At 63.6% G+C, this 23,527-nt stretch carries 27 protein-coding genes; 11 read left to right on the forward strand and 16 right to left on the reverse strand.

Annotated elements, in window-relative coordinates; translation table 11 throughout:
- The first annotated feature begins 10 nt into the window (after positions 1-10).
- Positions 11-1,324, forward strand: a complete 1,314-nt coding sequence (locus tag GJ698_RS23785) for a S1 family peptidase (RefSeq protein WP_229260150.1) — start codon at positions 11-13, stop codon at positions 1,322-1,324.
- Positions 1,321-2,322, forward strand: a complete 1,002-nt coding sequence (locus tag GJ698_RS23790; RefSeq protein WP_154360355.1) for an FHA domain-containing protein — start codon at positions 1,321-1,323, stop codon at positions 2,320-2,322. Before GJ698_RS23785 ends, GJ698_RS23790 begins: the two co-directional genes overlap by 4 nt.
- Before the next feature lie 8 nt (positions 2,323-2,330).
- On the opposite strand, the gene GJ698_RS23795 is transcribed toward GJ698_RS23790, so the two are convergent.
- Positions 2,331-2,936, reverse strand: coding sequence for a TetR/AcrR family transcriptional regulator (locus tag GJ698_RS23795; RefSeq protein ID WP_154360356.1), 606 nt, complete (start codon positions 2,934-2,936; stop codon positions 2,331-2,333).
- A gap of 89 nt (positions 2,937-3,025) precedes the next feature.
- On the opposite strand from GJ698_RS23795, the gene GJ698_RS23800 reads away from it, so the two are divergent.
- A complete protein-coding gene (locus GJ698_RS23800; protein WP_154360357.1) occupies positions 3,026-4,255 on the forward strand; it encodes an MFS transporter in 1,230 nt (409 codons plus the stop codon).
- A 6-nt stretch (positions 4,256-4,261) separates the two neighbouring features.
- Here the strand turns inward: GJ698_RS23800 and GJ698_RS23805 are convergent, their stop codons facing one another.
- Positions 4,262-5,164, reverse strand: a complete 903-nt coding sequence (locus tag GJ698_RS23805; protein WP_154360358.1) for a LysR family transcriptional regulator — start codon at positions 5,162-5,164, stop codon at positions 4,262-4,264.
- Positions 5,165-5,309: 145 nt separating this feature from the next.
- Here GJ698_RS23805 and GJ698_RS23810 point away from each other — a divergent pair, with 145 nt between their 5' ends.
- A complete protein-coding gene (locus tag GJ698_RS23810) occupies positions 5,310-6,143 on the forward strand; it encodes an N-acyl homoserine lactonase family protein (RefSeq protein WP_154360359.1) in 834 nt (277 codons plus the stop codon).
- Here GJ698_RS23810 and GJ698_RS23815 read toward each other — a convergent pair whose 3' ends face one another.
- Together GJ698_RS23815 and GJ698_RS23820 are read right to left on the reverse strand one after the other, a co-directional pair.
- Positions 6,144-6,443 (reverse strand): hypothetical protein, encoded by a 300-nt coding sequence (locus GJ698_RS23815; protein WP_154360360.1) that lies wholly within the window; start codon positions 6,441-6,443, stop codon positions 6,144-6,146.
- Positions 6,444-6,462: 19 nt separating this feature from the next.
- The gene (locus tag GJ698_RS23820; RefSeq protein ID WP_154360361.1) at positions 6,463-7,368 is read right to left on the reverse strand and encodes a LysR family transcriptional regulator; all 906 of its coding nucleotides are present in this window, start codon (positions 7,366-7,368) and stop codon (positions 6,463-6,465) included.
- Between the two features lie 98 nt (positions 7,369-7,466).
- On the opposite strand from GJ698_RS23820, the gene GJ698_RS23825 reads away from it, so the two are divergent.
- From GJ698_RS23825 to GJ698_RS30690, 7 genes are all read left to right on the forward strand, one after another.
- Positions 7,467-8,333 carry an NAD(P)H-binding protein gene (locus tag GJ698_RS23825; protein WP_154360362.1) on the forward strand — a complete coding sequence of 289 codons (867 nt, stop codon included), beginning with the start codon at positions 7,467-7,469 and terminating at the stop codon, positions 8,331-8,333.
- Positions 8,330-9,055 carry an SDR family oxidoreductase gene (locus GJ698_RS23830; RefSeq protein WP_154360363.1) on the forward strand — a complete coding sequence of 242 codons (726 nt, stop codon included), beginning with the start codon at positions 8,330-8,332 and terminating at the stop codon, positions 9,053-9,055. The genes GJ698_RS23825 and GJ698_RS23830 overlap by 4 nt, the downstream gene beginning before the upstream one ends.
- A gap of 98 nt (positions 9,056-9,153) precedes the next feature.
- Positions 9,154-11,067: a M61 family metallopeptidase gene (locus GJ698_RS23835; RefSeq protein WP_154360364.1), complete on the forward strand. Its 1,914-nt coding sequence runs from the start codon at positions 9,154-9,156 to the stop codon at positions 11,065-11,067.
- A gap of 3 nt (positions 11,068-11,070) precedes the next feature.
- The gene (locus GJ698_RS23840) at positions 11,071-11,361 is read left to right on the forward strand and encodes a carboxypeptidase-like regulatory domain-containing protein (RefSeq protein ID WP_154360365.1); all 291 of its coding nucleotides are present in this window, start codon (positions 11,071-11,073) and stop codon (positions 11,359-11,361) included.
- A gap of 98 nt (positions 11,362-11,459) precedes the next feature.
- Positions 11,460-12,359, forward strand: coding sequence for an MBL fold metallo-hydrolase (locus GJ698_RS23845; protein ID WP_154360366.1), 900 nt, complete (start codon positions 11,460-11,462; stop codon positions 12,357-12,359).
- A gap of 125 nt (positions 12,360-12,484) precedes the next feature.
- Positions 12,485-12,763 (forward strand): BrnT family toxin, encoded by a 279-nt coding sequence (locus GJ698_RS23850; protein WP_154360367.1) that lies wholly within the window; start codon positions 12,485-12,487, stop codon positions 12,761-12,763.
- Complete coding sequence (locus GJ698_RS30690; RefSeq protein WP_229260144.1) at positions 12,690-13,172, forward strand: DUF433 domain-containing protein; 483 nt, start codon at positions 12,690-12,692, stop codon at positions 13,170-13,172. Before GJ698_RS23850 ends, GJ698_RS30690 begins: the two co-directional genes overlap by 74 nt.
- Here the strand turns inward: GJ698_RS30690 and GJ698_RS23860 are convergent.
- The 12 genes from GJ698_RS23860 to nuoI form a co-directional block, all read right to left on the reverse strand.
- On the reverse strand, positions 13,158-14,024 hold the full coding sequence (locus tag GJ698_RS23860) for an oxygenase MpaB family protein (RefSeq protein WP_154360368.1): 867 nt from the start codon (positions 14,022-14,024) through the stop codon (positions 13,158-13,160). The genes GJ698_RS30690 and GJ698_RS23860 overlap by 15 nt on opposite strands.
- Before the next feature lie 2 nt (positions 14,025-14,026).
- Positions 14,027-14,521, reverse strand: a complete 495-nt coding sequence (ispF, locus tag GJ698_RS23865) for a 2-C-methyl-D-erythritol 2,4-cyclodiphosphate synthase (protein WP_154360369.1) — start codon at positions 14,519-14,521, stop codon at positions 14,027-14,029.
- 1 nt (position 14,522) lies between these two features.
- Positions 14,523-15,248 carry a 2-C-methyl-D-erythritol 4-phosphate cytidylyltransferase gene (gene ispD, locus GJ698_RS23870; protein ID WP_154360370.1) on the reverse strand — a complete coding sequence of 242 codons (726 nt, stop codon included), beginning with the start codon at positions 15,246-15,248 and terminating at the stop codon, positions 14,523-14,525.
- 8 nt (positions 15,249-15,256) lie between these two features.
- Positions 15,257-15,943 carry a hypothetical protein gene (locus GJ698_RS23875; RefSeq protein ID WP_154360371.1) on the reverse strand — a complete coding sequence of 229 codons (687 nt, stop codon included), beginning with the start codon at positions 15,941-15,943 and terminating at the stop codon, positions 15,257-15,259.
- On the reverse strand, positions 15,940-16,491 hold the full coding sequence (locus tag GJ698_RS23880; RefSeq protein WP_154360372.1) for an NUDIX domain-containing protein: 552 nt from the start codon (positions 16,489-16,491) through the stop codon (positions 15,940-15,942). The genes GJ698_RS23875 and GJ698_RS23880 overlap by 4 nt, the downstream gene beginning before the upstream one ends.
- A 34-nt stretch (positions 16,492-16,525) precedes the next feature.
- Positions 16,526-16,831, reverse strand: coding sequence for a DUF2818 family protein (locus GJ698_RS23885; protein WP_154360373.1), 306 nt, complete (start codon positions 16,829-16,831; stop codon positions 16,526-16,528).
- On the reverse strand, positions 16,831-18,336 hold the full coding sequence (gene nuoN, locus GJ698_RS23890) for an NADH-quinone oxidoreductase subunit NuoN (protein WP_154360374.1): 1,506 nt from the start codon (positions 18,334-18,336) through the stop codon (positions 16,831-16,833). Before nuoN ends, GJ698_RS23885 begins: the two co-directional genes overlap by 1 nt.
- A gap of 21 nt (positions 18,337-18,357) precedes the next feature.
- Entirely contained in the window at positions 18,358-19,857 is a 1,500-nt protein-coding gene (locus GJ698_RS23895) for an NADH-quinone oxidoreductase subunit M (RefSeq protein WP_154360375.1), read from the reverse strand.
- A gap of 31 nt (positions 19,858-19,888) precedes the next feature.
- Positions 19,889-21,979: an NADH-quinone oxidoreductase subunit L gene (gene nuoL, locus GJ698_RS23900; protein WP_154360376.1), complete on the reverse strand. Its 2,091-nt coding sequence runs from the start codon at positions 21,977-21,979 to the stop codon at positions 19,889-19,891.
- Positions 21,980-22,015: 36 nt separating this feature from the next.
- On the reverse strand, positions 22,016-22,324 hold the full coding sequence (gene nuoK / locus GJ698_RS23905) for an NADH-quinone oxidoreductase subunit NuoK (RefSeq protein ID WP_110848930.1): 309 nt from the start codon (positions 22,322-22,324) through the stop codon (positions 22,016-22,018).
- Positions 22,321-22,950, reverse strand: coding sequence for an NADH-quinone oxidoreductase subunit J (locus tag GJ698_RS23910; RefSeq protein ID WP_154360377.1), 630 nt, complete (start codon positions 22,948-22,950; stop codon positions 22,321-22,323). The genes nuoK and GJ698_RS23910 overlap by 4 nt, the downstream gene beginning before the upstream one ends.
- A 75-nt stretch (positions 22,951-23,025) precedes the next feature.
- Positions 23,026-23,514, reverse strand: a complete 489-nt coding sequence (gene nuoI / locus GJ698_RS23915) for an NADH-quinone oxidoreductase subunit NuoI (protein ID WP_154360378.1) — start codon at positions 23,512-23,514, stop codon at positions 23,026-23,028.
- Between the last annotated feature and the right edge of the window lie 13 nt (positions 23,515-23,527).

The raw sequence follows: 23,527 nt of genomic DNA on the forward strand, positions 1-23,527 counted from the left end.
GGCGTCGGCGTTGGCCGCTGCCGCGCCGGACGCGGCCAACGCCGACGCCGCCCCGCTGCCGCCGCCCTCCAGCGCCGCCCAACACCTGTACGCCGCCGCCAAGAACGACATCCTGCAAGTGCGTTCGCTGCTGAAAAGCGGCCGCACGCAATCCTCGGTCGGCTCCGGCTTTCTGATCGGCACCAGCAACCTGGTGGTGACCAACTACCACGTGGTGTCGCAGTTCGCGCTCGATCCCGACACCTACGTCGGCGAATGGGTCGACACCGGCGGCCAGCGCGGCAACGTGGAACTGCTGGCGGTCGACGTGCTGCACGACCTCGCGGTGCTGCGCGTCAGCCGCAACGGCACCGGCTTCTTCAAGATGCCGGACCAGCTGGCGCGCCTGACCCAGGGCCAGTACCTGTACTCGATGGGCAATCCGCTCGACCTCGGCTTTGCGATTTCCGAAGGCGCCTACAACGGCGTCATCACGCGCAGCTTCTACGACCAGCTGATGTTCACCGGCCCGATCAACTCCGGCATGAGCGGCGGCCCCAGCGTGACGGGCGACGGCTCGGTGGCCGGCGTCAACGTCTCCAAGCGCCTTGACGGCGAACTGGTCAGCTTCCTGGTGCCGGCGCGCTACGCCCAGGACTTGCTGAAGAAGGTCGAAGCGCAGGCCAAGGCACCGACCGACTTCACCGCCGTGGTGGCCGGCCAGCTGCTGGCGCACCAGACCGCGATGGTCAACCAGTTGCTGTCCAGCCCGCTGAGCCTGAAGCCGATGGGCCCCTACCAGGTGCCGGTGCGCGAATCCGAACAGATGCGCTGCTGGGGCCGTTCCAACGTCAAGGCCGACAAGCCGTTCACGGTGGACGACGCCAGCTGCGCAATGGAATCGGCGATCTTCGTCAGCGGCTCGCTGCAGACGGGGCAGATCGCGATCCGCCACCAGTTCCTGCGCAGCGCCGGCCTCGACAAGCTGCGCTTCGCCCAGCTGGCCAGCGCCTCGTTCAAGAACGAGCACTTCGGCAGCAACAAGGACGCGCGCCTGACCGGCCCCAATTGCACCGAAGACTTCGTCAAGAACAAGGACCTGCCGCTGCGCGCCGTGCTGTGCGTGCGCGCCTACCGCAAGTTCGCCGGCCTGTACGATTTCGCGCTGCTGACCGCCAGCACCGACCAGGGCTTGATGAGCCTGCAAAGCCGCATCGACGCGCGCGGCGTGTCGTATGAAAACGGCCTGCGCCTGGCGCGCGTGTTCCTCGATTCGCTGTCGCACGCGCCGGCGCCTGCCGCCGCCCCCGCCGCGGCTGCGGCGAAGAAAGGCGGTGCCAAATGAAGGCGCCCTACTTCGTTGAAATCCTCGCCCGCAATGGCGATGTGCTGCACCGGCACAAGGTAAGCGAGCTGCCGATCCGCATCGGCCGCAGCTACGACAACGACATCATCCTGGACGACGCCCACAGCGCCGCCAGCCACGCCATCGTCGAAACCGACCAGCACAACCAGGTCGTGCTGCGCGACCTTGGCAGCAAGAACGGCACCGTGTTCAAGGGCCGGCGCCAGAGCAGCATCACGCTCGACGGCAACACCATCGTGCGCCTTGGCCATACACGGCTGCGGGTGCGGCCGTCCGATTTCCCGGTGGCGCCGGAAATCGCCGACACCACCATGCACAGCTGGGAAGGCGCGACGCCGGCCACCATCGGCCTGGTGCTGATCGCGGTCTTCAGTCTGCTGGAAACCTGGCTGTCCGACGTCGAGCCGTTCGCGCTGATCCGCTACCTGCTGGTGCTGGCGTCCAGCCTGGCTGCCGGCCTGCTGTGGGCCGGCGTGTGGGCCCTGGCCAACCGCCTGTTCGGCAGCCATGCGCGCATGGGACGCCACCTGTTCATTCTCGGCGGCGCGCTGGCGGTGGTGGGCGTGTGGCGCGCCGGCAGCGCGGTGCTGGCCTATGCCTGGTCGGCCGAATCGCTGACGCGCTACGGCAACCTGGTGACACTGGGTATCGCCTGCGCGATGATTTTCTTCCACCTGATCACCATCAAGCCGCACCACCCGCGCCGCTTCCTGATCGCCGCGACGGTGCTGCTGCTGGCCGGTTCCGGCCTGGTGGTGTTGAGCAACCTGCAAGGCACGGGCCGCGCGGCCGATGAGCTGTACATGTCGGTGCTGCTGCCGCCGGACGTGCGTTACAGCGACAACCGCAGCGTCGACCAGTTCATGGCCAACGCCGCCAAGCTGAAAGCCGGCGCCGACGCCGCCCGCGCGCATGCCGTCAAGGACGGCGCCGATGGCGACGACGGCGAGGAAGACGACGCCGGCAGCGCCGACTAAAGCGGACGCTACGCGGCCGGCCAGCCGCGCAGCACCTGGTCCACCACCTCCTGCAACTGCTGGCGGGTGGCGCCGGCGGCGGCCTGCACCGCCATGCCGTTCGACATGGTCATCACATAGCGCGCCATCTGGCTGGCGCAGAACGTCGCCGGCAGGTCACCCTCGTCCTTGGCGCGCAGGAAGCGGTCGCGCAGGCGCGCCTCGGACGCCGCCCGGCGCTCGATCAGCGAATTGCGGATCGGCAGCGCATCATCGCTGCACGCCAGCGCGCCGTTGATGACCAGGCAGCCGTGCGGATTCTCTTCCTCCGTCTGGGCGTCGGCGTTACCGCGTAAGAAATGTTCCACCACGCCGCGCGCGGTCGGTTCTTCCAGCGCCGCGTCGAACAGCGGATCGTGGGTGGCGCCGTAGCGTTCCAGCGCCAGCTTGAACAGGTTTTCCTTGTTGCCGAAAACCGCGTACAGACTGGGACGGTTCATGCCCATGGCCTCGGTCAGCTCCGGCAGCGAGCTGCCTTCGTAGCCCTTCTCCCAGAACACCTTCATGGCCTTGTCCAGGGCCGTGTCTGCATCAAAAGTGCGCGGCCGGCCCGTCTTGCGTGCAGGTTGTTTCATACCGATCGATTAAAAATTCATTGACAAAGTGCTTTGCTGCGCACATTATGAACCGACCAGTAAAAAACTCAAGCACTTTCAGGACTTTTATGAACAAGCAAACCAATACCCAGGCCGCCGTCGACGAGGCGCAGCCCGCCGCTCCCCACCACTCGCCGTGGCCGGGCGTGCTGTCGATCGCCATCGGCGCATTTGCGCTGGTGACCACCGAATTCCTGCCGGTCGGCCTGCTGCCGGCGATTGCCGCCGAGCTGCACGTGACCGAAGGCGTGGCCGGCATGATGGTCACCGTGCCGGGCATTGTGGCGGCGTTTGCCGCCGTGCTGGTCACCATCGGCATCGGCAAGACCGACCGCCGCTACGTCATCTGGGGCCTGACCGCCACCCTGCTGCTGTCCAACCTGATCGTCGCCTTCTCGCATTCCTTCCCGCTGGTGCTGGCCGGCCGCGCGCTGCTGGGCGTGGGCGTCGGCGGCTTCTGGGCGCTGGGCCCGGCACTGAGCACGCGTCTGGCGCCGGGCTCGGAAGCGCGCGCGCTGTCGATGATTTTCGCCGGCGTCTCGATCGGCACCGTGGCCGGCGTGCCGGCCGGCGCGCTGATCGGCGACCTGTATGGCTGGCGCACCGCCTTCCACGCCGGCAGCGCGGTCGCCGTGCTGGTGCTGCTGACGCAGATGCGCCTGCTGCCATCGCTGCCGGCCAGGCAGAGCATCACCTTCAGCCACCTGCCGGAACTGCTGCGCGTGCCGAAGGCGCGGCTGGGCATCTTCATCACGCTGCTGATCTTCATCGCCCAGTTCGCGGCCTACACCTATATCACGCCGTTCCTGGCCCAGGTGACGCAGCTGGACGCCAAGACCATCAGCACCCTGCTGCTGGTGTATGGCGCGGCCGGCCTGGCGGGCAATGTCATCGGCGGCAAAATCCTGGCGCGCAGCGTGCGTGCCGGCCTGGTCACCACCGGCGTGGTGCTGGGCCTGTCGACGCTGGCGCTGCCGCTGCTGGGCCATGGCCTGATCGGCGCGGCGCTGCTGGTCGTGGTGTGGGGCATTGCCTTCGGCATGATGCCGATGTCGGTGCAGACCTGGATCTTCCAGGCGGCGCCGCATGCGATGGAAAGCGGCGGCGCGGTATTCGTCGCCACCGCGCAGGTGGCGCTGGCCAGCGGCGCGCTGGTCGGCGGCCTGGCGGTCGATCATATGGGCGTGTCGAGCGCCATGGTGGTCGGCGGCGTGCTGGCGCTGGCCATGGCGGCGGTCACGCTGCGCTGGGCCCGCGACGGCGAGCAGCCGGCCGCCAGGCTGCACGCGGTGCATTAAAAGCGGCTAGCGCATCAGCGCCGAGTTCTCGAACAGCGCGGCGATCCAGTCGACGAAGGTCCGCACCGCCGGCGACAGATGCCGGTTGGGCGGATACAGCACGGAAATCGGACTCAGCGCCGGTTTCCACTGCGGCAGCACTTCAACCAGCGCGCCCGACGCCAGGTGCGGCCGCGCCAGGAACAGCGGCGCCTGCACGATGCCCAGGCCGCGCAGCGCGCCGTCGACAAAGGTTTCGACATCATTGACGGCAAAGCGGCCGCGCATCTTGACCGGCACCATCTGTCCGTCCACCACGAAGGTGTAGTCCATCGGCCGTCCGGTGCGCCAGAAATAATGGATGGTGACATGCTGGTCCAGATCGGCCAGCGTATGCGGCGTGCCGTGGCGCGCCAGGTAGTCCGGGCTGGCGACGGTTGCCGTGTGGTGGTCGCCCAGCCGGCGCGCCACCAGCGTTGAATCGGCCAGTGCGCCGATGCGGATCACCACATCGACGCTGTCCTGGATCAGGTCGACCGGCCGGTCGCCCATGCCGACCATCAGGTCGATGTCCGGATAGCGCGCATGGAAGTCATACAGGGCCGGCATCACCACGCTGCGCCCCAGCGCCAGCGGCATATCGATCCGCAACCTGCCGCGCGGCCCCTGGTCGCCGACCACAAACGCCCCTTCCGCTTCCTCGATCTCGGCCAGGATGCGCGCGCAGCGCTCGTAGTAGGCGGCGCCGTCCGGCGTCAGGCTCAGGCGCCGGGTGGTCCGGTGCAGCAGCCGCACCTTCAGGTAGGCCTCCAGCTGCTGGATGATGATGGTGGCCGAGGCACGCGGCATCGCCAGGCTATCGGCCGCGCGCGAGAAGCTGCCGCTCTCGGCAACGCGGGTGAAGACTTTCATGGCTTGCAGGCGGTCCATTTCGGCTTTCCGGATTATTCTGGCACTTTCGATTATACCCAAGTCGATTGTTTAGAAATTCCAAATTATCATGTGGCCGCCGCTGCATTTATCTGGCGCGCCCGTTCTTCTAGACTGGCTTCATTACTTTCTTGAAGGAATACACATGAAAACGCTCTACGCCCTGATTATCGCCGGCATGCTGGCCCTGTCCGGCGCCGCACCAGCCGCGCCTGCCCCGGCCGATGTACGCCTGTACCGGCTCGACTGCGGCACCATGCATTTCGGCGACCTGTCGATGATGTCCGACAGCGGCGAATACAAGGGCCAGACCTACGATATCGTCATCTCCTGCTACCTGATCAGGCACGGCGACGACTGGATGCTGTGGGACACCGGCTTCGCCAAGAACTTCCAGCAAGGCGTCAAGAACGGCACGCTGGACATGAAGCTGTCCACCACCATTGTCGACCAGCTGCGCAGCATCGGCCTCACCAGCGACGACATCCGCTATGTCGCCATCTCGCATTCGCACTTCGACCATACCGGCCAGACCAGGGACTTCCCGCATGCCACGCTGATCATGCAGCAGCGCGAGTACGCGGTCCTGTCGGATAAGAAGGCGGCGGAAGCCCACTTCATCGATCCCGAACTGCTCGCCATCCAGCCCGGCCACCTGAAGCTGGTCGACGGCGACTACGACTTCTTCGGCGACGGCACGGTGAAGGCGATCCTGCTGCCAGGCCACACGCCGGGCCATATGGCGCTGCAATTGACGCTGCCGCACACCGGTCCGGTGATCCTGTCCGGCGACCAGTGGCACTTTACCGAGAACCGCGCCCGCAACCAGGTGCCGACCTTTAACTTCGATCACGACACCACGCTGAAATCATCGGCACGGCTGGAAGAGATACTGCGCACCACCGGCGCACGCCTGATCATCCAGCATGAACCGGCCGACAACGCCAAGCTGCCCAAGCTGCCGGCTTATCTGGACTGATCAGAGCCTGACGCGGCGATAGGCGCCGAGGAAGACGTCGGCCTCGGCGTCCGACATCACCTTGACCTCGTCGCCGTGCCAGACGTACAGGTACTGCACGCCATCGCGGTCGGTCAGCTTGGCGTTCACCAGGAAGCAGGTGCCGAGCGGGTAGACGCTGGTGTCGCTCAGGCGGCGCGAGCATTGCACCGGCAGGTCGGTCGCATAGGCCTGGCCGGACGCGGGATGGATCTCCACCCTGCCGTTCCAGTCCACCGACTCGACGACCATCTGCCGGTATGCGTAGGTGTCACGCGCCATTGTCATTCCCCAAAAGGCGTCATGGTAGCAGAGACTGGAAGAACTCCAGGAAGGCCCGCGTCTTCGCCGGCGGGTGCTGGCGCGACGGGTACAGCGCATACAAGGGGAAGCGTTCGTCCGGCCAGGCGCCGAGCACCGGCAGCAGCGCGCCGGAACGCAGCAGCGGTTCGACCGCGATGTCGATCACCTGCGCCAGTCCGTAGCCGGACAACAGCACGCTCTCCATGGCGCCGGCGTCGTTCAGCGTGATCTGGCTGCGCGGCTGCACCATGGTGACCTTGCCGCCGCGATGGAACTCCCAGTCGAATGGCCGCCCCGTTGCCGGATTGCGGAAGTGGATGCAGGTGTGTTCCGCGCTTTCCAGGTCGATCGGTTTCTTCGGTGTGCCGTGCTTGCGCAGGTAGGCTGGCGTGGCGACGGTCAGCACGCGCGTGTCCAGCAGCTTGCGGGCGATCAGCGAGGAATTTTGCGGCTGGCCGAGGCGGATTGCCAGGTCGATGCCGTCGCCCACCATGTCGCCGAGGTGGTCGCGCGCGAACAGGTCCAGCTCCAGTTCCGGATGCTGCTTGAGGAAGGCGCCCAGCCTGGGGCCGAGCAGCAGCCTTGCCAGCAGCGGATCGATATTTACGCGCAGCTTGCCGCGCACAGCCACCGCCCCCTCGCCCGCCGAAGCCACGGCGTCTTCCAGTCCCGCCAGCAACGGATGGATCTGCGCATAGAAGCGGCGGCCTTCGTCGGTCAGCGAGACCTTGCGCGTGGTGCGGTCGAACAGCCGGATGTTGAGCCGCGCTTCCAGCCGGCCGATGGCGCGGCTGACGCCTGACTGCGACATCTCCAGCGCCTCGCCAGCGCGCACGAAACTGCCGCTGTCCACGATGGCGGCCAGCACGCGCATGCCGTTCACGGTTCTTTCGTCGAATGCCATATATGCCAAATAGTCATGAATGATATGAGTCCCATGCTATCGGAGTATCAGCCGTTTTGCATCAAAATTCTCCCATCAACTCAACCAAGGAGAACACGATGTATGCAATTACCGGTATTACGGGACAAGTCGGCACGACGCTGGGCAATCAGTTATTGGCGGCTGGCCTGCCCGTGCGCGCCGTGGTGCGCGACGCGGCCAAGGGCCAAGCCTGGGCCGCGCGCGGCGCCGACGTCGCGCTGGCGGATGTGACCGACGCCGATGCGCTGGCCGCCGCCTTTGCCGGCGCCGAGGCGGTTTTCGTGCTGCTGCCGCCAACCTTCGATCCGACCGAAGGCTTCCCGGAAGCGCGCCGCACCATCGCCGCATTGCGCGAAGCGCTGGCGGCGGCGCGTCCGTCACGCGTGGTCGTGCTGTCGACCATCGGCGCGCAGGCCAAGCAACCCAACCTGCTGAATCAGCTGGGCATCATGGAACGCGAACTGGGCGCGCTGGACCTGCCGGTGGCCTTCCTGCGCGCCGCATGGTTCATCGAGAACAGCCTGTGGGACGTGGCGTCGGCGCGCGCCGGCAGCACCGCCAGCTTCCTGCAGCCGCTGGACCGTCCAGTGCCGATGGTGGCCTGCGCCGATATTTCCACCGTGGCGGCGGAACTGCTGCAGCAAACCTGGCAAGGCACGCGCATCGTCGAACTGGAAGGTCCGCAACGCATCAGCCCCGCCGACATCGCGGCCAGCTTCAGCCGCCTGCTGGGCCGCGATGTCGCCGCGCGCGCCGTGCCGCGCGATACCTGGGCCGCGCTGTTTGCAGCCCAGGGCATGAGCAATCCGACGCCGCGCATGCAGATGCTGGATGGCTTCAACCAGGGCTGGATCGAGTTCGAGAACGGCGCAAGCGGTTCGCGCAAAGGCTCCGTCACGCTGGACCAGGCCATCGCCGGGCTGCTGGCGCGGGTACCGGGATGAGCGGCCGCCTGCCCGGCCAGCGCGTGATCGTGCTGGGCGCGTCGTCCGGCATCGGCCTTGCCGTCGCGCGCGAGGCCTTGCGCGAGGAGGCGGAAGTCATGATCGTCTCCAGCCAGATGGCGCGCATCGAAAAAGCGCTGGCGGTGCTTGGTCCCAAGGCGCAGGGCTGCGCACTGGACCTGCGCGACGAGCGGGCGGTTGAACGTTTCTTCAATACCTGCGGCGCGTTCGATCACCTGGTGTACACGGCCGGCGACACCTTGCAGCTGGCGCCACTGGCCGACGCCAGCCTGCCGGCCGCACGCTCCGCCTTCGACCTGCGCTACTGGGGCGCGCTGACGGCGGCGAAGTATGGCGCGCGCTGCCTGCGGCCTGGCGGCTCGCTCACCTTCACCACCGGCATAGCCGCGCAACGGCCGCGCGCCGGCTGGACGCTGGCCGCCAGCGTGTGCGGCGCGGTCGAGGCGCTGACCCGCGCGCTGGCGATGGAACTGGCGCCGTTGCGGGTCAACGCCGTGTCACCGGGCCTGGTGGCGACCAATCTGTGGGCCGGCATGACGGAAGAAGCGTGCCAGCGCATGTACGCCGACGCCGCCGATGCGCTGCCGGTGGGCCGCGTCGGCTCGGCGGAAGACATCGCTGCCGCCTATCTGTTCCTGATGACCAGCGGCTTCGCCACCGGCCAGGTTCACACCGTCGACGGCGGCGCGCTGCTGGCGTGAACGGACGTCCGCGCGGACAACTTTACACCGCGCGGACAGCCATATACCCTTGCCATCCTGTGGATTTCATTTGGCATGCATATTGCAAGGTATATGGTATGAAAAAGCTACTTGCCCCTCTTCTCGTCCTGGCCTGCGTCGCACCATCGCAGGCCAGCGTCGGCCCGCAGCCGGCACCCGCCGCTCCCGCCATTGCCGCGCCGCGCGACGTTCCATTCAAAGGCCGGATCACGCTCAAGGTCGATGCTTCCGACAGCGTGCATAAAATCTTCCGCGTGCGCGAGACCATTCCGGTCCAGAAGGCCGGCGCCATGGTGCTGCTGTACCCGCAGTGGGAAACCGGCAGCCATTCGGCCACACAGGAAGCGGCGCCACTGGCGGGCCTGGTCATCAAGGCCGGCGCGCGCCGGCTCGAATGGCGGCGCGATGCTGTCAACCCGTTTGCGTTCCACATCGACGTGCCAGCTGGCGTGCCTCAACTGGAACTGGAGTTCCAGTACCTGCCCGCCGCGAACGGCCCCAAGCTGATCTCGCGCGACATGCTGATGCTGCCGTGGTCCAAGGTGGCGCTCTACCCTGCCGGCTGGTTCATCCGCAATATCGGCGTGCAGGCGGAATTGACGATGCCCGAAGGCTTCCAGTTTGCCACCTCGCTGGAAACGGCGGCCGCAGACGCCGGTCACGTACAGTTCAAGGCGACCAGCTTCGAAGACCTGGCCGATGCGCCGGTCTACGCGGGCCGCTACGCCAGGCGCGTGGAACTGACCTCGGTGCCGGCCATTCCGGTGCGCCTGAATATGTTCGGCGACAATGAGGCCGCGCTGGACCTGCCGCCAGCACTGGTGGAGAAATTCCGCGCGATGGCAAAGGCCGTGCCGCAGCTATTCCGTTCGCAGCACTACCGGCACTTCGATTTGCTGATGTCCCTGTCCGACGTGATGCTGTCCGGCGGCGGCGTGGAGCACCAGGAATCGACCGAAATCAATGTCTCCGCCAACTATGCACGCGACGCGGGCGAACAGGTGTTGATGGCGAATCTGGTCGCGCATGAATTCATCCATTCGTGGAACGGTCGCACACGGCAGCCGGCCGATTTGTGGACGCCCAACCTGAACCTGCCGATGCGTGGCAGCCTGCTGTGGGTGTACGAAGGACAGACCGAATTCTGGGCGCACGTGATGTCGCGCCAGCTCGGCCTGCGCAGCATGGCGCAAAGCCTGGACGCGCTGGCGGTCGATGCTGCGCTGATGACCAATCGTCCGGGACGCGCATGGAAGTCGCTGCAGGACAGCACCATCGATGCGCTCTACATGCCGGCCAAGCCGGTCAACTGGCGCGACTGGCAGCGGCGCGAGGACTATTATCCGGAAGGCGTGATGCTGTGGCTGGACGTGGACATGCTGCTGCGCGAACTGACCAGCGACCGGAAAAGCATGTCCGATTTCGCCGCCACCTTCTTCGGTGCGGGCCAGGACTCGCGCACCATCTCGACCTACACTTTCGACGACGTGTGCAAGGCCTTGAACAAGATCGCACCCTACGATTGGTCAGGCTACTTCACCACGCGCCTGAACGCGCATGACGACACGCATCTGCTGGATGGCCTGAAACGCGGCGGCTATCAACTGGTTTATACCGATCAGCCGACCGAGTACTTCGTGCTGCACGAGGCGGACCTGGGCGGTATCGATCTTTCCACTTCGCTCGGGCTGGTCATCGGCAAAAAAGGCGCGGTGAAAAGCGTGGCGTGGGAAGGCCCGGCGTTCAAGGCCGGCATCAGCCTTGGCGCACGCCTGACCGCTGTCGGCGGCAAGCCGTACACGGACGAGCTGCTCAAGCAGGCCATCCGCGATGCGGCAGCCAGCAAGCAGCCGATCGCGCTGACGTTCGACGCCGATGGCGGCGCCCACACAGTCAGCATCGCCTATTTTGATTCGCTGCGCTATCCGCGCCTGGAACGGATTCCCGGCACGCCGGATCGCCTGCAACGTCTTTTAACTCCAGCTCTTTAAACCATGCGAAAACTACTTACTGCCGCGCTGCTGGCACTGACCACTCCCTTGATGGCTGCCGAGGCCACCGGCAGCATTGCCGGCGCCGCCGATGCGGGCGCACAAATCGTCGTCACCAATATCGGCAGCGGCGAGATTATCGGCATCATGGTCAGAGATGATGGCACCTATCGAGCGGAAGGCTTGAAACCTGGCCGTGATCGTATCGTCGAAACCGGTCCGCACCATGCGCCGCGTGAGGTCGGGGTCAACGCTGGCAAGGAATCGCAGGTTGATTTGGCGGCGCGTAAGTGAATACGCGGCCTATGGAAAACCGATAAGGATATGCGTAAATAGACTTGGCATAAATATTTTCAGCGCGTGACAATCGTTTGATCGATGAAAGGATCAATATGAAGTTGCTGCGCTTGATGATTTTGCTGGCAGGCCTTTCCTGCCTTTTCCGCGCCCAGGCCGAGGAGCCTCCTGCGCGCGTCACGGTGATCTTTGATGCCTTCGGCAAGCCGTCCGACCTGGCGCGCGGATGGGGTTATTCGGCGCTGGTGGAATACGGCGGCAAGCGGATTCTGTTTGACACCGGCGGCCAGTATCAGGCGTTTGCCGACAATGTGCGCAAGTTGAAGATCGATCTGAAGACGCTCGATTTTGTCGTCATCTCGCACCGGCATGGCGACCACACGGGCGGCCTGGCGTATGTGCTGGAACAGAATCCTCATGTGAAGATTTATGCGCCGCTGGAAACCGGCTCGTTCGGCACGCCGCCCTCGCCGCCAGCGGCCAAGGCGCTGCTGCGCAATGCGGCCGGCATCACGCCGGACCTGCGCTACTTCAACGGTCAGCCGCCGGCCAACCTGACCATCGACTCGCCGTGGCCGGGCACGAAGTTCACGCTGATCGACAAGTCCGTCGAAATCGCGCCGGGACTGTTTTTGGTGAAGACCGTCTCGGATAGCAAAGGCACGCTGGAACTGAACGAGCTGTCGCTGGCGATCAGGACGCCGCAAGGGCTGGCGGTGATCGTCGGGTGTTCACATCCGGGCATCGAGCGGATTCTGGAGGCGGCGTCGCAGTACGACAAGCAGCTTTACACCATCGTCGGAGGCCTGCACCTGGTCGACAAGAGCGACCAGCAGGTCAGCGAAGTGGTCAACAACTTCAAGACGCGCTGGCATATCGACCGCGTCGCGGCCGGCCACTGCACCGGCGAATTCGCGCAGGTCGAACTGGAACGCGTCTACGGCGACCACCACGACCACTCCGGCATCGGCGAGGTCATCTCCCTGCCCCGCTAGCTCAGCAGGCACTATTGACGTGGCTTAAAGTCACGCCACAAAACAAGCTCAGGATATCGCCATGATGTCCTGAGCCTTTGTCTTTTCAGTCCGCTTGAAGGATATCTTTAAGCCACTACACTGAAATGACTATCTATACATGGGACGAGGCCAAGCGCAAAAGCAACCTGCGCAACCATGGCCTGGATTTCGCAGACGCCGCTGCGGTGATCGAAGACTTCAATTCGGTTACCGTGGAGGACAAACGTTATCACTACGATGAACGACGTTTTCTAACGCTAGGATTTTCGCTTGGTCAAGAAGTTGCTGTGATTTACACGGAGAGGAATAATGGAACACGAATCATCTCATTTAGAAAAGCCAGTCGACGAGAGCGACTTGCCATACTTAGGGCCAACAAGTGAATGGATGAATGTAATGCCCATACCAGAAGACGACATCCTGTTCGACGAGGATTGTCCGCCGCTGGAATCGGGCGTCTACGCCAACCCTGTGCGCCGTTTTAACGGGCGCATTATTCCGCCACGCGAATCGCCACTGGATCCGCTTGATCCGGAACTGCTGGCATTCATGAAGTCGCTCACGCCGCAAGTGCAGATGGAACCGGATATTCTGGGCGGCATGCCGGTATTTCGTAACACGCTCGTGCCCATCAAGCGGATGTTTGATTGCCTGTTGGCCGGCAATTCCCTTGATGACTTCCTTCGCGAGTTTCCGGCCGTATCACGCGACAGCGCCCACGCGGTGTTGGAAAACGAGGCGACGGTATTTTACGAGGATATCAGCGTGGCGCTGGACTCACTGCGTGCTTGATGATGGTGGTGCGGCCACGCGCCGCGCCGCTTGGGCGGGCGGCGTATCGTTGAGGGGCAGTAGTCCGGCGAGGCGCGCCAGCGTGCGTACCAGCGCTGCTTCGCCGACGCGCAGGCCACGGCTGCGCAGTTGCGGTAGCGAGCGGACTGGTTCGGGTGTTATGTGCACGGCGGCGCGCACCAGCAGGCGTTGCAGCCAGCGCATCGGTGCGGGCAGGATTGGCGCTGCGCCCATGACGCGCATGAAATCAGAGAGGATGTCCGATTCTTCCAGCGCCGGCGCAGTGCGCGTGAGCAGCGCTTCCCATTCTGCCCATGAACGCGGCGCGCCGGTGGCGCCGTACAGCTTTGACGACGCCTGGCCTTCAGCGAAGGCGGCATCCTTGTCCGTGCCTGACAGACGTTGCGCGTATCGGTGATAAGCCTCGGCAAAACCGAACGTGGCGGTGGCATGCACCCAGTCGAGCAGACGCGGATCGTTGGCCTGGTAAGCCACGCCACCGGGCGTAAGGCCTTCCACGTGACCATGCATCTTCACCACGCGCGCAATCAGCTGCTCCGCCGCCGAGCGCGGACCGTAGACGGTCATCATGGCGGCAAAGCCGGTGCGGCGCAGGCGCGTTGCCGGATCGCGCTGGAAGCTGCTGTGATCCCACACGCCAGTGCGCACCGAGGGTTCGGCCAGCTCCAGCAGCACCGCCGTCACGCCGCCGATAAACAACGTGACCGGATTGGCGAACACGCGCCACGAGACACCATCTGCCGGCGCCAGCGCAGCCTCGCCGGCCGGCTGGCTGAAATCGAAGTCCATGCCGGCGGGAGGCCGCATCAGGTCTTCGATTAATTTGAACATGGTCAGCTGCCGGAGGCGATCAGCAGCGCGACGGATTCAGCGGCGATGCCCTCTTCGCGGCCAAGGTAGCCCAGCTTCTCGTTGGTCTTGGCCTTGACGTTGACCTGGCTGATGTCCACGCCCAGGTCTTCCGCGATGTTGGCGCGCATGGACGGGATGTGCGGCGCCATCTTCGGCCGCTGGGCAATGATGGTGCAGTCGATATTGCCGATGCTGTAGCCAGTAGCCACCACGCGCCTGGCCGCTTCCTTCAGCAGCTTGCGCGAATCGGCGCCCTTGAATTCAGGATCGGTATCCGGGAAGTGCTTGCCGATGTCGCCCAGCGCGGCGGCGCCGAGGATGGAGTCGGTGATCGCGTGCAGCAGCACGTCGGCGTCCGAGTGGCCCAGCAGGCCGACGTGGTGCGGAATGTCGACGCCGCCGATGATCAGCTTGCGGCCTTCCACCAGCGCGTGGCAATCGTAGCCCTGGCCAATGCGGAATGGGAGTTTGGTCATGTCATTTTTCCTCGTTGGCCAGGTACATTTCGGCGATGCGGATGTCGGCTGGCAGCGTTACTTTCAAGTTTCTTGGATGGCCTTCGACCAGGCGCGGCGACAGGCCGAGCATCTCGACCGCGCTGGCGTCGTCGGTGATGGCGTTGGCGTCCGGCGCACTGCCCAGGGCGTGCAGCAGCAACGCGTAACTGAACATCTGCGGCGTCTGCGCCGACCATAGGCCGTTGCGCGGCACCGTCGCCGCGCTGACGCTGACGCCATCGGCGCCCGGCGCGCTGCGCTTCATGGTGTCCACCACCGGCAATGCCAGCAGGCCACCGGCCGGATCGTCGCCGACACCGTCGATCAGCTTCGCGATCAGGGCCGGCGTCAGGCCCGGACGCGCGGCGTCATGCACCATCACCAGATCGTGTTCGGCCAACTGGCCGGCCAGCGCGCGCAGGCCGTTCAGCACCGAGTCCATGCGCGTGGCGCCGCCGACCCGCAGCACCGTCACGCCATCGAGTTCCGGCGGCAGCACCGAGTCGATCACGCCGTCGTCGGGACTGACGACGACATAGGTGTGCGCCACCAGAGCGCTGGCGCGGAAGGCATCCACCGCGTGGCGCAGCATCGGCTTGCCGCCGACGGTCAGGTATTGTTTCGGTCCATTCGCCGCCATGCGCGCGCCGACGCCGGCGGCGGGCAGCAGCGCAAAGTAGCGAGCTTGTTGGTTCGTTGCTGTCATAAGTCTTTTCATTTACGGCGGCGATTCACGATCGCCGCGATCTCGCCATTGCACGCCTTGCCCAGGCGCGCGTATTCTTCCGGCGAATCGATCTTCGCCTGCTCTATCTTGCCCTTGTCGAATTCCGCCTGGATGAACGGGAACCAGGTGCCATTCACTTCATGCTCCAGTGCCGACAAGGCGGTGCCGGACGGCGCGTACATCGGCTGTCCGGCGAAGCGTTTGTTGAGCGCATCCTTCACCACCTTTTCCACGCGCGCCAGGTTGTCCATATAGGCTTTCAGGTGGCGCTGCTCGTGCGCCAGGATTTCCTTGTAGGCGCAACTGCCCGGCACGAACTCGTTGCCGACGTAGATCAGCACCGGCGAGTAATTCAGCTTGATCTCCAGCTTGGGCGCGATGCATTCGTAGCCGCTGGCGGCGTCCTGCAAAATCGGCCCGCCCAGGTTGGCGCGGTAGATGCCCTTGGTGACGGTCAGTCCCAGCGTCTGCATGCGGTTGTCCATGCTGCCGGTGCGCGCGGTCAGCGCGCGGTATGGCAGCTGGTTATTGATCGTGAAACCGTTCTGCTGCGACGACAGCACCGACACCGTCTTGCTGATCGTGTCTTCGCAGCGGATCTGGAATGGCGTACGCTGCGCCGCCTGCACGCCGCTGGCGGCAAGCAGCAGCGCGAACGCCATCCACGGTTTCATAGCTTCCAGTCGCCCGCGCGCAGTTTATCCAGCCAGAACACGCCGATGATGGTTTTCACGTCGGTGATCTTGCCTTCGCGGACCCACTGCAGCAGTTCGTCGATGGTGGCGGTGAAGGTTTCGAGGAATTCGCCTTCATCCAGCCTGGCCTTGCCGGCCTTGAGGCCGCGCGCCAGGTACAGGTCCAGGTATTCGTCCGAATAGGCGATGGCGTTGTGGATCTTGGTGACGAACTGCCACTCGCCGCCGGTGTAGCCGGTTTCCTCTTCCAGCTCGCGCTGGGCGGCCAGCAGCGGATCTTCGCCCTTGTCGATTTTCCCGGCCGGGAATTCGATGAACACGTCGTGCAGCGGATAGCGGTATTGGCGCTCCATCAGCACCGTGCCGTCGTCCAGCAGCGGCAGGATCACCACGGCGCCTGGGTGCAGGATGTATTCGCGCTTGGTGCGCTTGCCGTCGGGGAGTTCGATGATGTCGCGCTGGACCTTGAGGAAGTGGCCTTCGTAGACCAGTTCTCCGTCGATGCGCGTTTCTTTGAGGTTGTCCATCCCTGCTCCACTAACGTTGAAGAACGATAGTGTATCAGCCGTGAGGCTTGCGCAGGTAACGGACGATGAATCCCGGGAATCCGAGAACGACAAACAGGCAGGCGGAGATCGCGTAGAACTCCCAGGTCTGCGGGAAGCGGGTGCCGATGTTGGCTTCGAGGGCGAAGCCCACCGCGCCAACGACAAGATACAGCGCCGTCATCTCCAGCAGCCGGATGAACAGCGGCTTGCGCTGCCATCTGGCGCCGACCACGGCGAACAGCTTGTCGTTGAAGAACGGCAGGTTGGCGGCCGCGAGTGCAACCGCGATCACCAACCAGCCGGCGATGGACGTATCCATCAGGTCGCCAGAGTCGCTTTGATGGCGGCCAGGCAGGCCGACAGCAGGGCTTCAGGCATCACGCCCAGCAGCACCACGGCCAGGCCGTTGATGCTCAGGACCAGTTTCATGTCGAGCGGCGCGGCGATCGGCGCGGTATCCACCGGCTCGTCGAACCACATGGTCTTGATGACGCGCAGGTAGTAGAACGCGCCGATCAGCGAGAACATGACGGCGAAGATGGTCAGCCACAGCTGGCCGGTCGCCAGCACCGAGTTCAGCACGGCGAACTTGGCGGCAAAGCCCATCATCGGCGGCACGCCGGCCAGCGAGAACAGCAGGATGGTCATCACCAGCGCGAACCAGCCATTACGCTTGCTCAGGCCCTTGAAGTCGGCCAGGTTGTCGGCGTCGAAACCGGCGCGCGACAGCAGCATCAGCGTGCCGAAGGTGCCGACGGTGGTCAGCACGTAGGTGATCACGTAGTACATCGCCGAGCTGTAGGCTGCATCGCGACCCGTGACGTCGGTGGTGCCGGCCACGCCAGCCAGCAGGCCCAGCAGCACGAAGCCGATTTGCGCGATGGTCGAGTAAGCCAGCATACGTTTCAGGTTGGTCTGCGCGATCGCGGTCAGGTTACCGATCGCCAGCGACAGCACGGCCAGCACCATCAGCATCTGCTGCCAGTCGAACGCCATCGGCATCAGGCCTTCCACCAGCAGGCGGATGCAGATGGCGAAGGTGGCGATCTTCGGCGCGCCGCCCAGCAGCAGGGTCACTGCCGTTGGCGAACCTTCGTAGACGTCCGGCACCCACATGTGGAACGGCACGGCGCCCAGTTTGAAGGCCAGGCCGGCAACCAGGAACACCAGGCCGAACACCAGGATGGTCGGCTTGATGGTGCCGCTGGCGACGGCGGTCGAAATGCCGCGGATGTCCAGCGTGCCGGTCGCGCCATACAGCATCGACATGCCGTACAGCAGGAAGCCCGACGCCAGCGCGCCCAGGATGAAGTATTTCATCGCCGCTTCGGTGGCGCGTACGTTGTCGCGGCGGATCGCCACCAGGGCGTACAGCGACAGCGACATCAGTTCGACGCCCAGGTAGATCGACAGCAGGTTGGAACCCGAGATCATCACCATCTGGCCCAGCATGGCGAACAGCGCCAGGACGTAGAACTCGCCGCCCAGGTTACCGCTCAACATCTCGCGGTCGGCTGCGTACTGGCGCGAATACACCAGCGTCATGCCGACGGTCAGGTAGGTGAACAGCTTCAGCAGGTTGGCCATCGGATCGGACACGAACATGCCGTGGAAGGTATAGCTGGTGGCGCCGGTGTGGAAATCGGCGCAGCTGATACCGGCCAGCACCACCAGCATCAGCAGGGACAGCACATAGGTGAACGAACGCTGCGCCTTGGACAGGAACATGTCGATCAGCAGGATGGCCGAAGCGCCGATCAGCAACGCGATCTCGGCATACGCCGGGACCAGGTTCACGGCCTCTTGTGGAATAGGTGTAGTCATTTATGCGTTTCCGTTATCTTCTTAAGGCAGCTTGCTGTGTGCGACGTGGGCCAGCAGGTCAGCGACCGAGGTCTGCATCGTGTCGGTGAATGGCGCTGGGTACAGGCCCATGTACAGCGTGGCGACCGCCAGAATGCCCAGCATCAGGAATTCACGGCCGTTCAGGTCAACCAGCTCGGCCACGTGGTGGTTGCTCACTTTGCCGAAGATGACGCGCTTGGCCATCCACAGCGAGTAGGCTGCACCGAAGATCAGCGCGGTGGCTGCCAGCAGGCCGATCCAGAAGTTGAACTGGGTGGCGCCCAGGATCACCATGAACTCGCCGACGAAACCGGAGGTTGCCGGCAGGCCGCAGTTGGCCATCGAGAACAGGATGAAGAAGGCGGCGAAACGCGGCATCTTGTTGACCACGCCACCGTAGTCGGCGATCTGGCGCGAGTGGGCCTGGTCGTACAGCACGCCGATGCACAGGAACATGGCGCCCGACACGAAGCCGTGCGAGATCATCTGCATGATGGCGCCTTGCGTGGCCATTTCATTGAAGACGAAGAAGCCCAGGGTGACGAAGCCCATGTGCGCGATCGACGAGTAGGCGACCAGCTTTTTCATGTCCTTCTGTACCAGCGCGACCAGGCCAATGTAGATCACGGCGATCAGCGACAGCGTGATCACGAAGCCCGACAGGTAGTGCGAGGCGTCCGGGGTGATCGGCAGCGAGAAACGGATGAAGCCGTACGCACCCAGTTTCAGCATGATCGCGGCCAGCACGGCGGAACCGCCGGTCGGCGCTTCCACGTGGACGTCCGGCAGCCAGGTGTGGACCGGGAACATCGGCACCTTGACGGCAAACGCCATGAAGAAGGCCAGGAAGATGCAGACCTGTTCGGTCATCGTCAGCGGCGCCTTGTGCCACATCAGGATGTCCCAGCTACCGGTCACTTTGTACAGGTAGATGATGGCAACCAGCGTCAGCAGCGAACCGAAGAAGGTGTACAGGAAGAACTTGAACGAGGCGTAGACGCGGTTGTCGCCGCCCCAGATACCGATGATGATGTACATCGGGATCAGGGTCGCTTCGAAGAAGAAGTAGAACAGCAGGCCGTCCATCGCGGTGAACACGCCGATCATCAGGCCGGACAGGATCAGGAACGCGCCCATGTACTGGGCCACGCGTTTCTGGATCACCTGCCAGGCCGAGATCACGACGATCACGGTGATGAAGGCGGTCAGCGGCACGAACCACAGCGACAGGCCGTCGATCCCCAGCGAGTACCAGATGTTGAAGCGTTCGATCCACGCCGATTTCTCGACGAACTGCATGCCGTGGGCGGCATTGCTGAAGTTGGTGATCAGCGGAATGGTCGCAACAAAGCTGACCAAGGCGCCGAGCAGCGACAGCACGCGCGTAAAGCCTGCGTTGCTGTCACGCCCTACTGCCAGGACGATCATGCCGAAAATAATCGGGAGCCAGATCGCCAGGCTCAGGTACGGAGGTAGTGTAGATATGGTTGACTGCATCATGGTTATCGTTATCTCTTTGCGTATCAGCTAATTAAGCGTGCCAAAACGGCAGGAAGTAGACCAGGAACCCCAGAATGCCGAGGATCATGACGAACGCATAGTGGTAGATGTAACCAGTCTGCGCCAGGCGGGTCAGCGAAGAGAACCAGCCGACTACTTTGGCGCTGCCGTTGACCAGCAGGCCGTCGATCAGGGTCTTGTCGCCCACGTTCCACAAGCCATTGCCCAGCAGGCGTGCGCCGCCTGCGAACACCACTTCGTTGAACTTGTCCATGTAGTACTTGTTGTCCAGCAGCGTGTGCACTGCCTTGAACTTGGCGAAGAACCATGCCGGTACGCGCGGATTGATCATGTAGCAGTAGTACGAGAACGCCACGCCGGCAATCGCCAGCCACAGCGGCAGCGAAGTCAGCGAGTGGATCGCCATGGCGACCGGGCCGTGGTATTCCTCGCCCAGCACTTCCATCGCCTTGTGGTTCTCGCCGATGAAGATCACGCCTTTGAAGAAGTCGCCGAACAGCATCGGGCCGATGGTCAGCGCGCCGATGATGACCGATGGGATGGCCAGCATGACCAGCGGGAACCAGACCACGAATGGCGATTCGTGCGGTTTCTGGCCTGGGGCCAGGCCGTGGTGGCCGTGATCGTCTTCCTCGTCGTGGCCATGGTCGTCGTGACCGTGGTCGTCGTGTGCGGCGGCGGCCGGAGCATGATGGTCATCGTGACCATGTGCGTGGGCCTGGCCGAAACGCTCTTTACCGTGGAACACCAGGAAGTACATGCGGAACGAGTAGAACGCGGTCACGAACACGCCAGCCAGCACGGCGAACTGGGCGAAGCCAGCGCCGGCGATGTGGGTCTCGGCGACGGCTTCGATGATCGAATCCTTCGAGTAGAAGCCCGAGAAGAACGGCGTACCGATCAGGGCCAGCGAGCCCAGCAGCGAGGTGATCCAGGTGATCGGCATGTATTTGCGCAGGCCGCCCATGTTGCGGATGTCCTGGTCGTGGTGCATGCCGATGATGACCGAACCGGCGCCCAGGAACAGCAGTGCCTTGAAGAACGCGTGGGTCATCAGGTGGAACACGGCGACCGAGTAGGCCGACGAACCCAGCGCCACGGTCATGTAGCCCAGCTGCGACAGCGTCGAGTACGCCACCACGCGCTTGATGTCGTTCTGGATGATGCCCAGAAAGCCCATGAACAGCGCGGTGATCGAACCGATGACCAGGATGAAGCTCAGCGCGGTGTCCGACAGTTCGAACAGCGGCGACATGCGCGACACCATGAAAATGCCGGCGGTAACCATGGTGGCCGCGTGAATCAGTGCGGAAATCGGGGTCGGGCCTTCCATCGAGTCAGGCAGCCAGACGTGCAGCGGGAACTGCGCCGACTTGCCCATCGCGCCGATGAACAGGCAGATGCAGGCCACGGTCAGCAGCATCCAGTCGGTGCCCGGCAGGTGCAGCAGCGCCAGCGCTTCGCGCTTGGCGAACACTTCCTGGTAGTTCATCGAACCGGCGTAAGCCAGCAGCAGGCCGATGCCCAGGATGAAGCCGAAGTCGCCCACGCGGTTGACCAGGAAGGCCTTCATGTTGGCGAAGATCGCGGTCGGACGGGTGTACCAGAAGCCGATCAGCAGGTAGGACACCAGGCCCACGGCTTCCCAGCCGAAGAACAGTTGCAGGAAGTTGTTCGACATCACCAGCATCAGCATGGAGAAGGTGAACAGCGAGATGTAGGAGAAGAAGCGGTTGTAGCCTTCGTCTTCCGCCATGTAGCCGATGGTGTAGATGTGCACCATCAGCGACACGAAGGTCACCACGCACATCATCATCGCCGACAGCGAATCGATCTGGAAGCCGACTTCCATCTTCATGCCGGCCACGGTCATCCAGTTGTAGATGGTGCCATTGAAGCTGGCGCCATTGACCACATCATTCAGCGTCAGCGCCGAAATGATGAATGCCACCAGCACGCCCAGGATGGTCGCCGCGGTCGCGGTCTTGCGACCGACCACGTTGCCGAAGAATTTAGTTCCCAACAAGCCCGCCACCGCCGCGCCCGCGAGGGGCGCCAGTGGTACGACCAGCAGGAGATTAGGGTTAAGAGTAACCGCCATGATGAACCTTAATCGTTATTTTTCGTGAGGTTAAAATTAGCCCTTGAGGCTGTCCAGGTCTTCTACATTGATGGTGTCCAGATTACGGAACAGCACCACCAGGATCGCGAGGCCGATGGCCGATTCGGCAGCGGCGACGGTCAGGATAAAGAAGACAAAGATCTGCCCTGCCGCATCACCGAGGTAATGCGAGAACGCGATGAAGTTCATATTCACTGCCAGCAGCATCAGTTCGATGGCCATCAGGATGATAATGATGTTCTTGCGATTCAGGAAAATACCGACGATCGAGATCGCGAACAGGATCGCGCCCAGAACGAGGTAGTGAGCCAGGGATAAAGTCATGGTGCCTCCTTAACTTCGGTTTCGGCCTGGCCACGGGTAGTCACCGGATCGATCTTGACGATCTTCAGGCGGTCGTTACGCTTGACGCGGACGGCGTCGGCTGGGTCGAAGTGTTTGGTGTCTTTGCGCTTGCGCAGGGTCAGCGCCACGGCCGCGATAATCGCAACCAGCAGGATCACCGCGGCGATTTCAAAGCCATAGATGTATTTGGTGTAGATCAGCAGGCCCAGTTCCTTGGTGCCGCCGATGTTGCCGGCTGCGACAGCCTGCTGGTCGAACGACAGGAACGAGCGCCACAGCACGGCGGCCATTTCCAGCACGATGATCACGCCGACGAAGGACGCGACCGGGAGGTAGCCCCAGAAGTTCTCGCGCAGCTTTTCGGTGTCGATGTCGAGCATCATGACCACGAACAGGAACAGCACCATGACGGCGCCGACGTAGACCAGCACCAGCACGATCGCCAGGAACTCGGCTTCGAGCAGCATCCAGATGCCGGCGGCGTTGAAGAACGCCAGCACCAGGAACAGTGCCGCGTGCACCGGATTGCGGGCCGTGATAACGCGCGTCGCAGCCAATATCATGATGGCGGCGAAGACGTAGAACAAAGCAGTTTTAAATTCCATAACTAACCCAAGAGACGTACAGTTTATTGATCACATCGCTGTCGCGGGCCGCGCCGAAGCTTGGCCCGCGCGGTCTCAGCGATAAGGAGCGTCCGCTGCGCGGGCTGCGGCGATATCGTTTTCGTAACGGTCGCCTACGGCCAGCAGCATCTCTTTCGTGTAGTACAGATCGCCGCGTTTCTCGCCGTGGTATTCCAGCACGTGCGTCTCGACGATCGAATCAACCGGGCACGACTCTTCGCAGAAACCGCAGAAGATGCACTTGGTCAGGTCGATGTCGTAACGGGTGGTACGGCGCGAGCCGTCCGCACGCTGCTCGGATTCGATGGTGATCGCCATCGCCGGGCACACTGCTTCGCACAGTTTGCAGGCGATGCAGCGCTCTTCCCCGTTCGGGTAGCGGCGCAGCGCGTGCAGACCGCGGAAGCGCGGCGACATCGGCGTCTTCTCTTCCGGGTACTGCACCGTGATCTTGCGCGAGAACATGTACTTGCCCGTCAGCGCCATCCCTTTGATCAGTTCGGTCAGCATGAAGCTGCCGATGAAGTCTTTTAATCGTTCCATGATTTTCTTGTCC

This window comes from Duganella aquatilis, from assembly GCF_009674565.1.
In the GTDB taxonomy this organism is placed as follows: Bacteria; Pseudomonadota; Gammaproteobacteria; order Burkholderiales; family Burkholderiaceae_D; genus Rugamonas; species Rugamonas aquatilis.

Coding starts and splice junctions, on each gene's coding strand:
- GJ698_RS23790 (WP_154360355.1), top strand. CDS start 1,321: ATGAAGGCGCCCTACTTCGTTGAAATCCTCGCCCGCAATGGCGATGTG.
- GJ698_RS23795 (WP_154360356.1), bottom strand. CDS start 2,936: ATGAAACAACCTGCACGCAAGACGGGCCGGCCGCGCACTTTTGATGCA.
- GJ698_RS23800 (WP_154360357.1), top strand. CDS start 3,026: ATGAACAAGCAAACCAATACCCAGGCCGCCGTCGACGAGGCGCAGCCC.
- GJ698_RS23805 (WP_154360358.1), bottom strand. CDS start 5,164: ATGGACCGCCTGCAAGCCATGAAAGTCTTCACCCGCGTTGCCGAGAGC.
- GJ698_RS23810 (WP_154360359.1), top strand. CDS start 5,310: ATGAAAACGCTCTACGCCCTGATTATCGCCGGCATGCTGGCCCTGTCC.
- GJ698_RS23815 (WP_154360360.1), bottom strand. CDS start 6,443: ATGGCGCGTGACACCTACGCATACCGGCAGATGGTCGTCGAGTCGGTG.
- GJ698_RS23820 (WP_154360361.1), bottom strand. CDS start 7,368: ATGGCATTCGACGAAAGAACCGTGAACGGCATGCGCGTGCTGGCCGCC.
- GJ698_RS23825 (WP_154360362.1), top strand. CDS start 7,467: ATGTATGCAATTACCGGTATTACGGGACAAGTCGGCACGACGCTGGGC.
- GJ698_RS23830 (WP_154360363.1), top strand. CDS start 8,330: ATGAGCGGCCGCCTGCCCGGCCAGCGCGTGATCGTGCTGGGCGCGTCG.
- GJ698_RS23835 (WP_154360364.1), top strand. CDS start 9,154: ATGAAAAAGCTACTTGCCCCTCTTCTCGTCCTGGCCTGCGTCGCACCA.
- GJ698_RS23840 (WP_154360365.1), top strand. CDS start 11,071: ATGCGAAAACTACTTACTGCCGCGCTGCTGGCACTGACCACTCCCTTG.
- GJ698_RS23845 (WP_154360366.1), top strand. CDS start 11,460: ATGAAGTTGCTGCGCTTGATGATTTTGCTGGCAGGCCTTTCCTGCCTT.
- GJ698_RS23850 (WP_154360367.1), top strand. CDS start 12,485: ATGACTATCTATACATGGGACGAGGCCAAGCGCAAAAGCAACCTGCGC.
- GJ698_RS30690 (WP_229260144.1), top strand. CDS start 12,690: ATGGAACACGAATCATCTCATTTAGAAAAGCCAGTCGACGAGAGCGAC.
- GJ698_RS23860 (WP_154360368.1), bottom strand. CDS start 14,024: ATGTTCAAATTAATCGAAGACCTGATGCGGCCTCCCGCCGGCATGGAC.
- ispF (WP_154360369.1), bottom strand. CDS start 14,521: ATGACCAAACTCCCATTCCGCATTGGCCAGGGCTACGATTGCCACGCG.
- ispD (WP_154360370.1), bottom strand. CDS start 15,248: ATGACAGCAACGAACCAACAAGCTCGCTACTTTGCGCTGCTGCCCGCC.
- GJ698_RS23875 (WP_154360371.1), bottom strand. CDS start 15,943: ATGAAACCGTGGATGGCGTTCGCGCTGCTGCTTGCCGCCAGCGGCGTG.
- GJ698_RS23880 (WP_154360372.1), bottom strand. CDS start 16,491: ATGGACAACCTCAAAGAAACGCGCATCGACGGAGAACTGGTCTACGAA.
- GJ698_RS23885 (WP_154360373.1), bottom strand. CDS start 16,831: ATGGATACGTCCATCGCCGGCTGGTTGGTGATCGCGGTTGCACTCGCG.
- nuoN (WP_154360374.1), bottom strand. CDS start 18,336: ATGACTACACCTATTCCACAAGAGGCCGTGAACCTGGTCCCGGCGTAT.
- GJ698_RS23895 (WP_154360375.1), bottom strand. CDS start 19,857: ATGATGCAGTCAACCATATCTACACTACCTCCGTACCTGAGCCTGGCG.
- nuoL (WP_154360376.1), bottom strand. CDS start 21,979: ATGGCGGTTACTCTTAACCCTAATCTCCTGCTGGTCGTACCACTGGCG.
- nuoK (WP_110848930.1), bottom strand. CDS start 22,324: ATGACTTTATCCCTGGCTCACTACCTCGTTCTGGGCGCGATCCTGTTC.
- GJ698_RS23910 (WP_154360377.1), bottom strand. CDS start 22,950: ATGGAATTTAAAACTGCTTTGTTCTACGTCTTCGCCGCCATCATGATA.
- nuoI (WP_154360378.1), bottom strand. CDS start 23,514: ATGGAACGATTAAAAGACTTCATCGGCAGCTTCATGCTGACCGAACTG.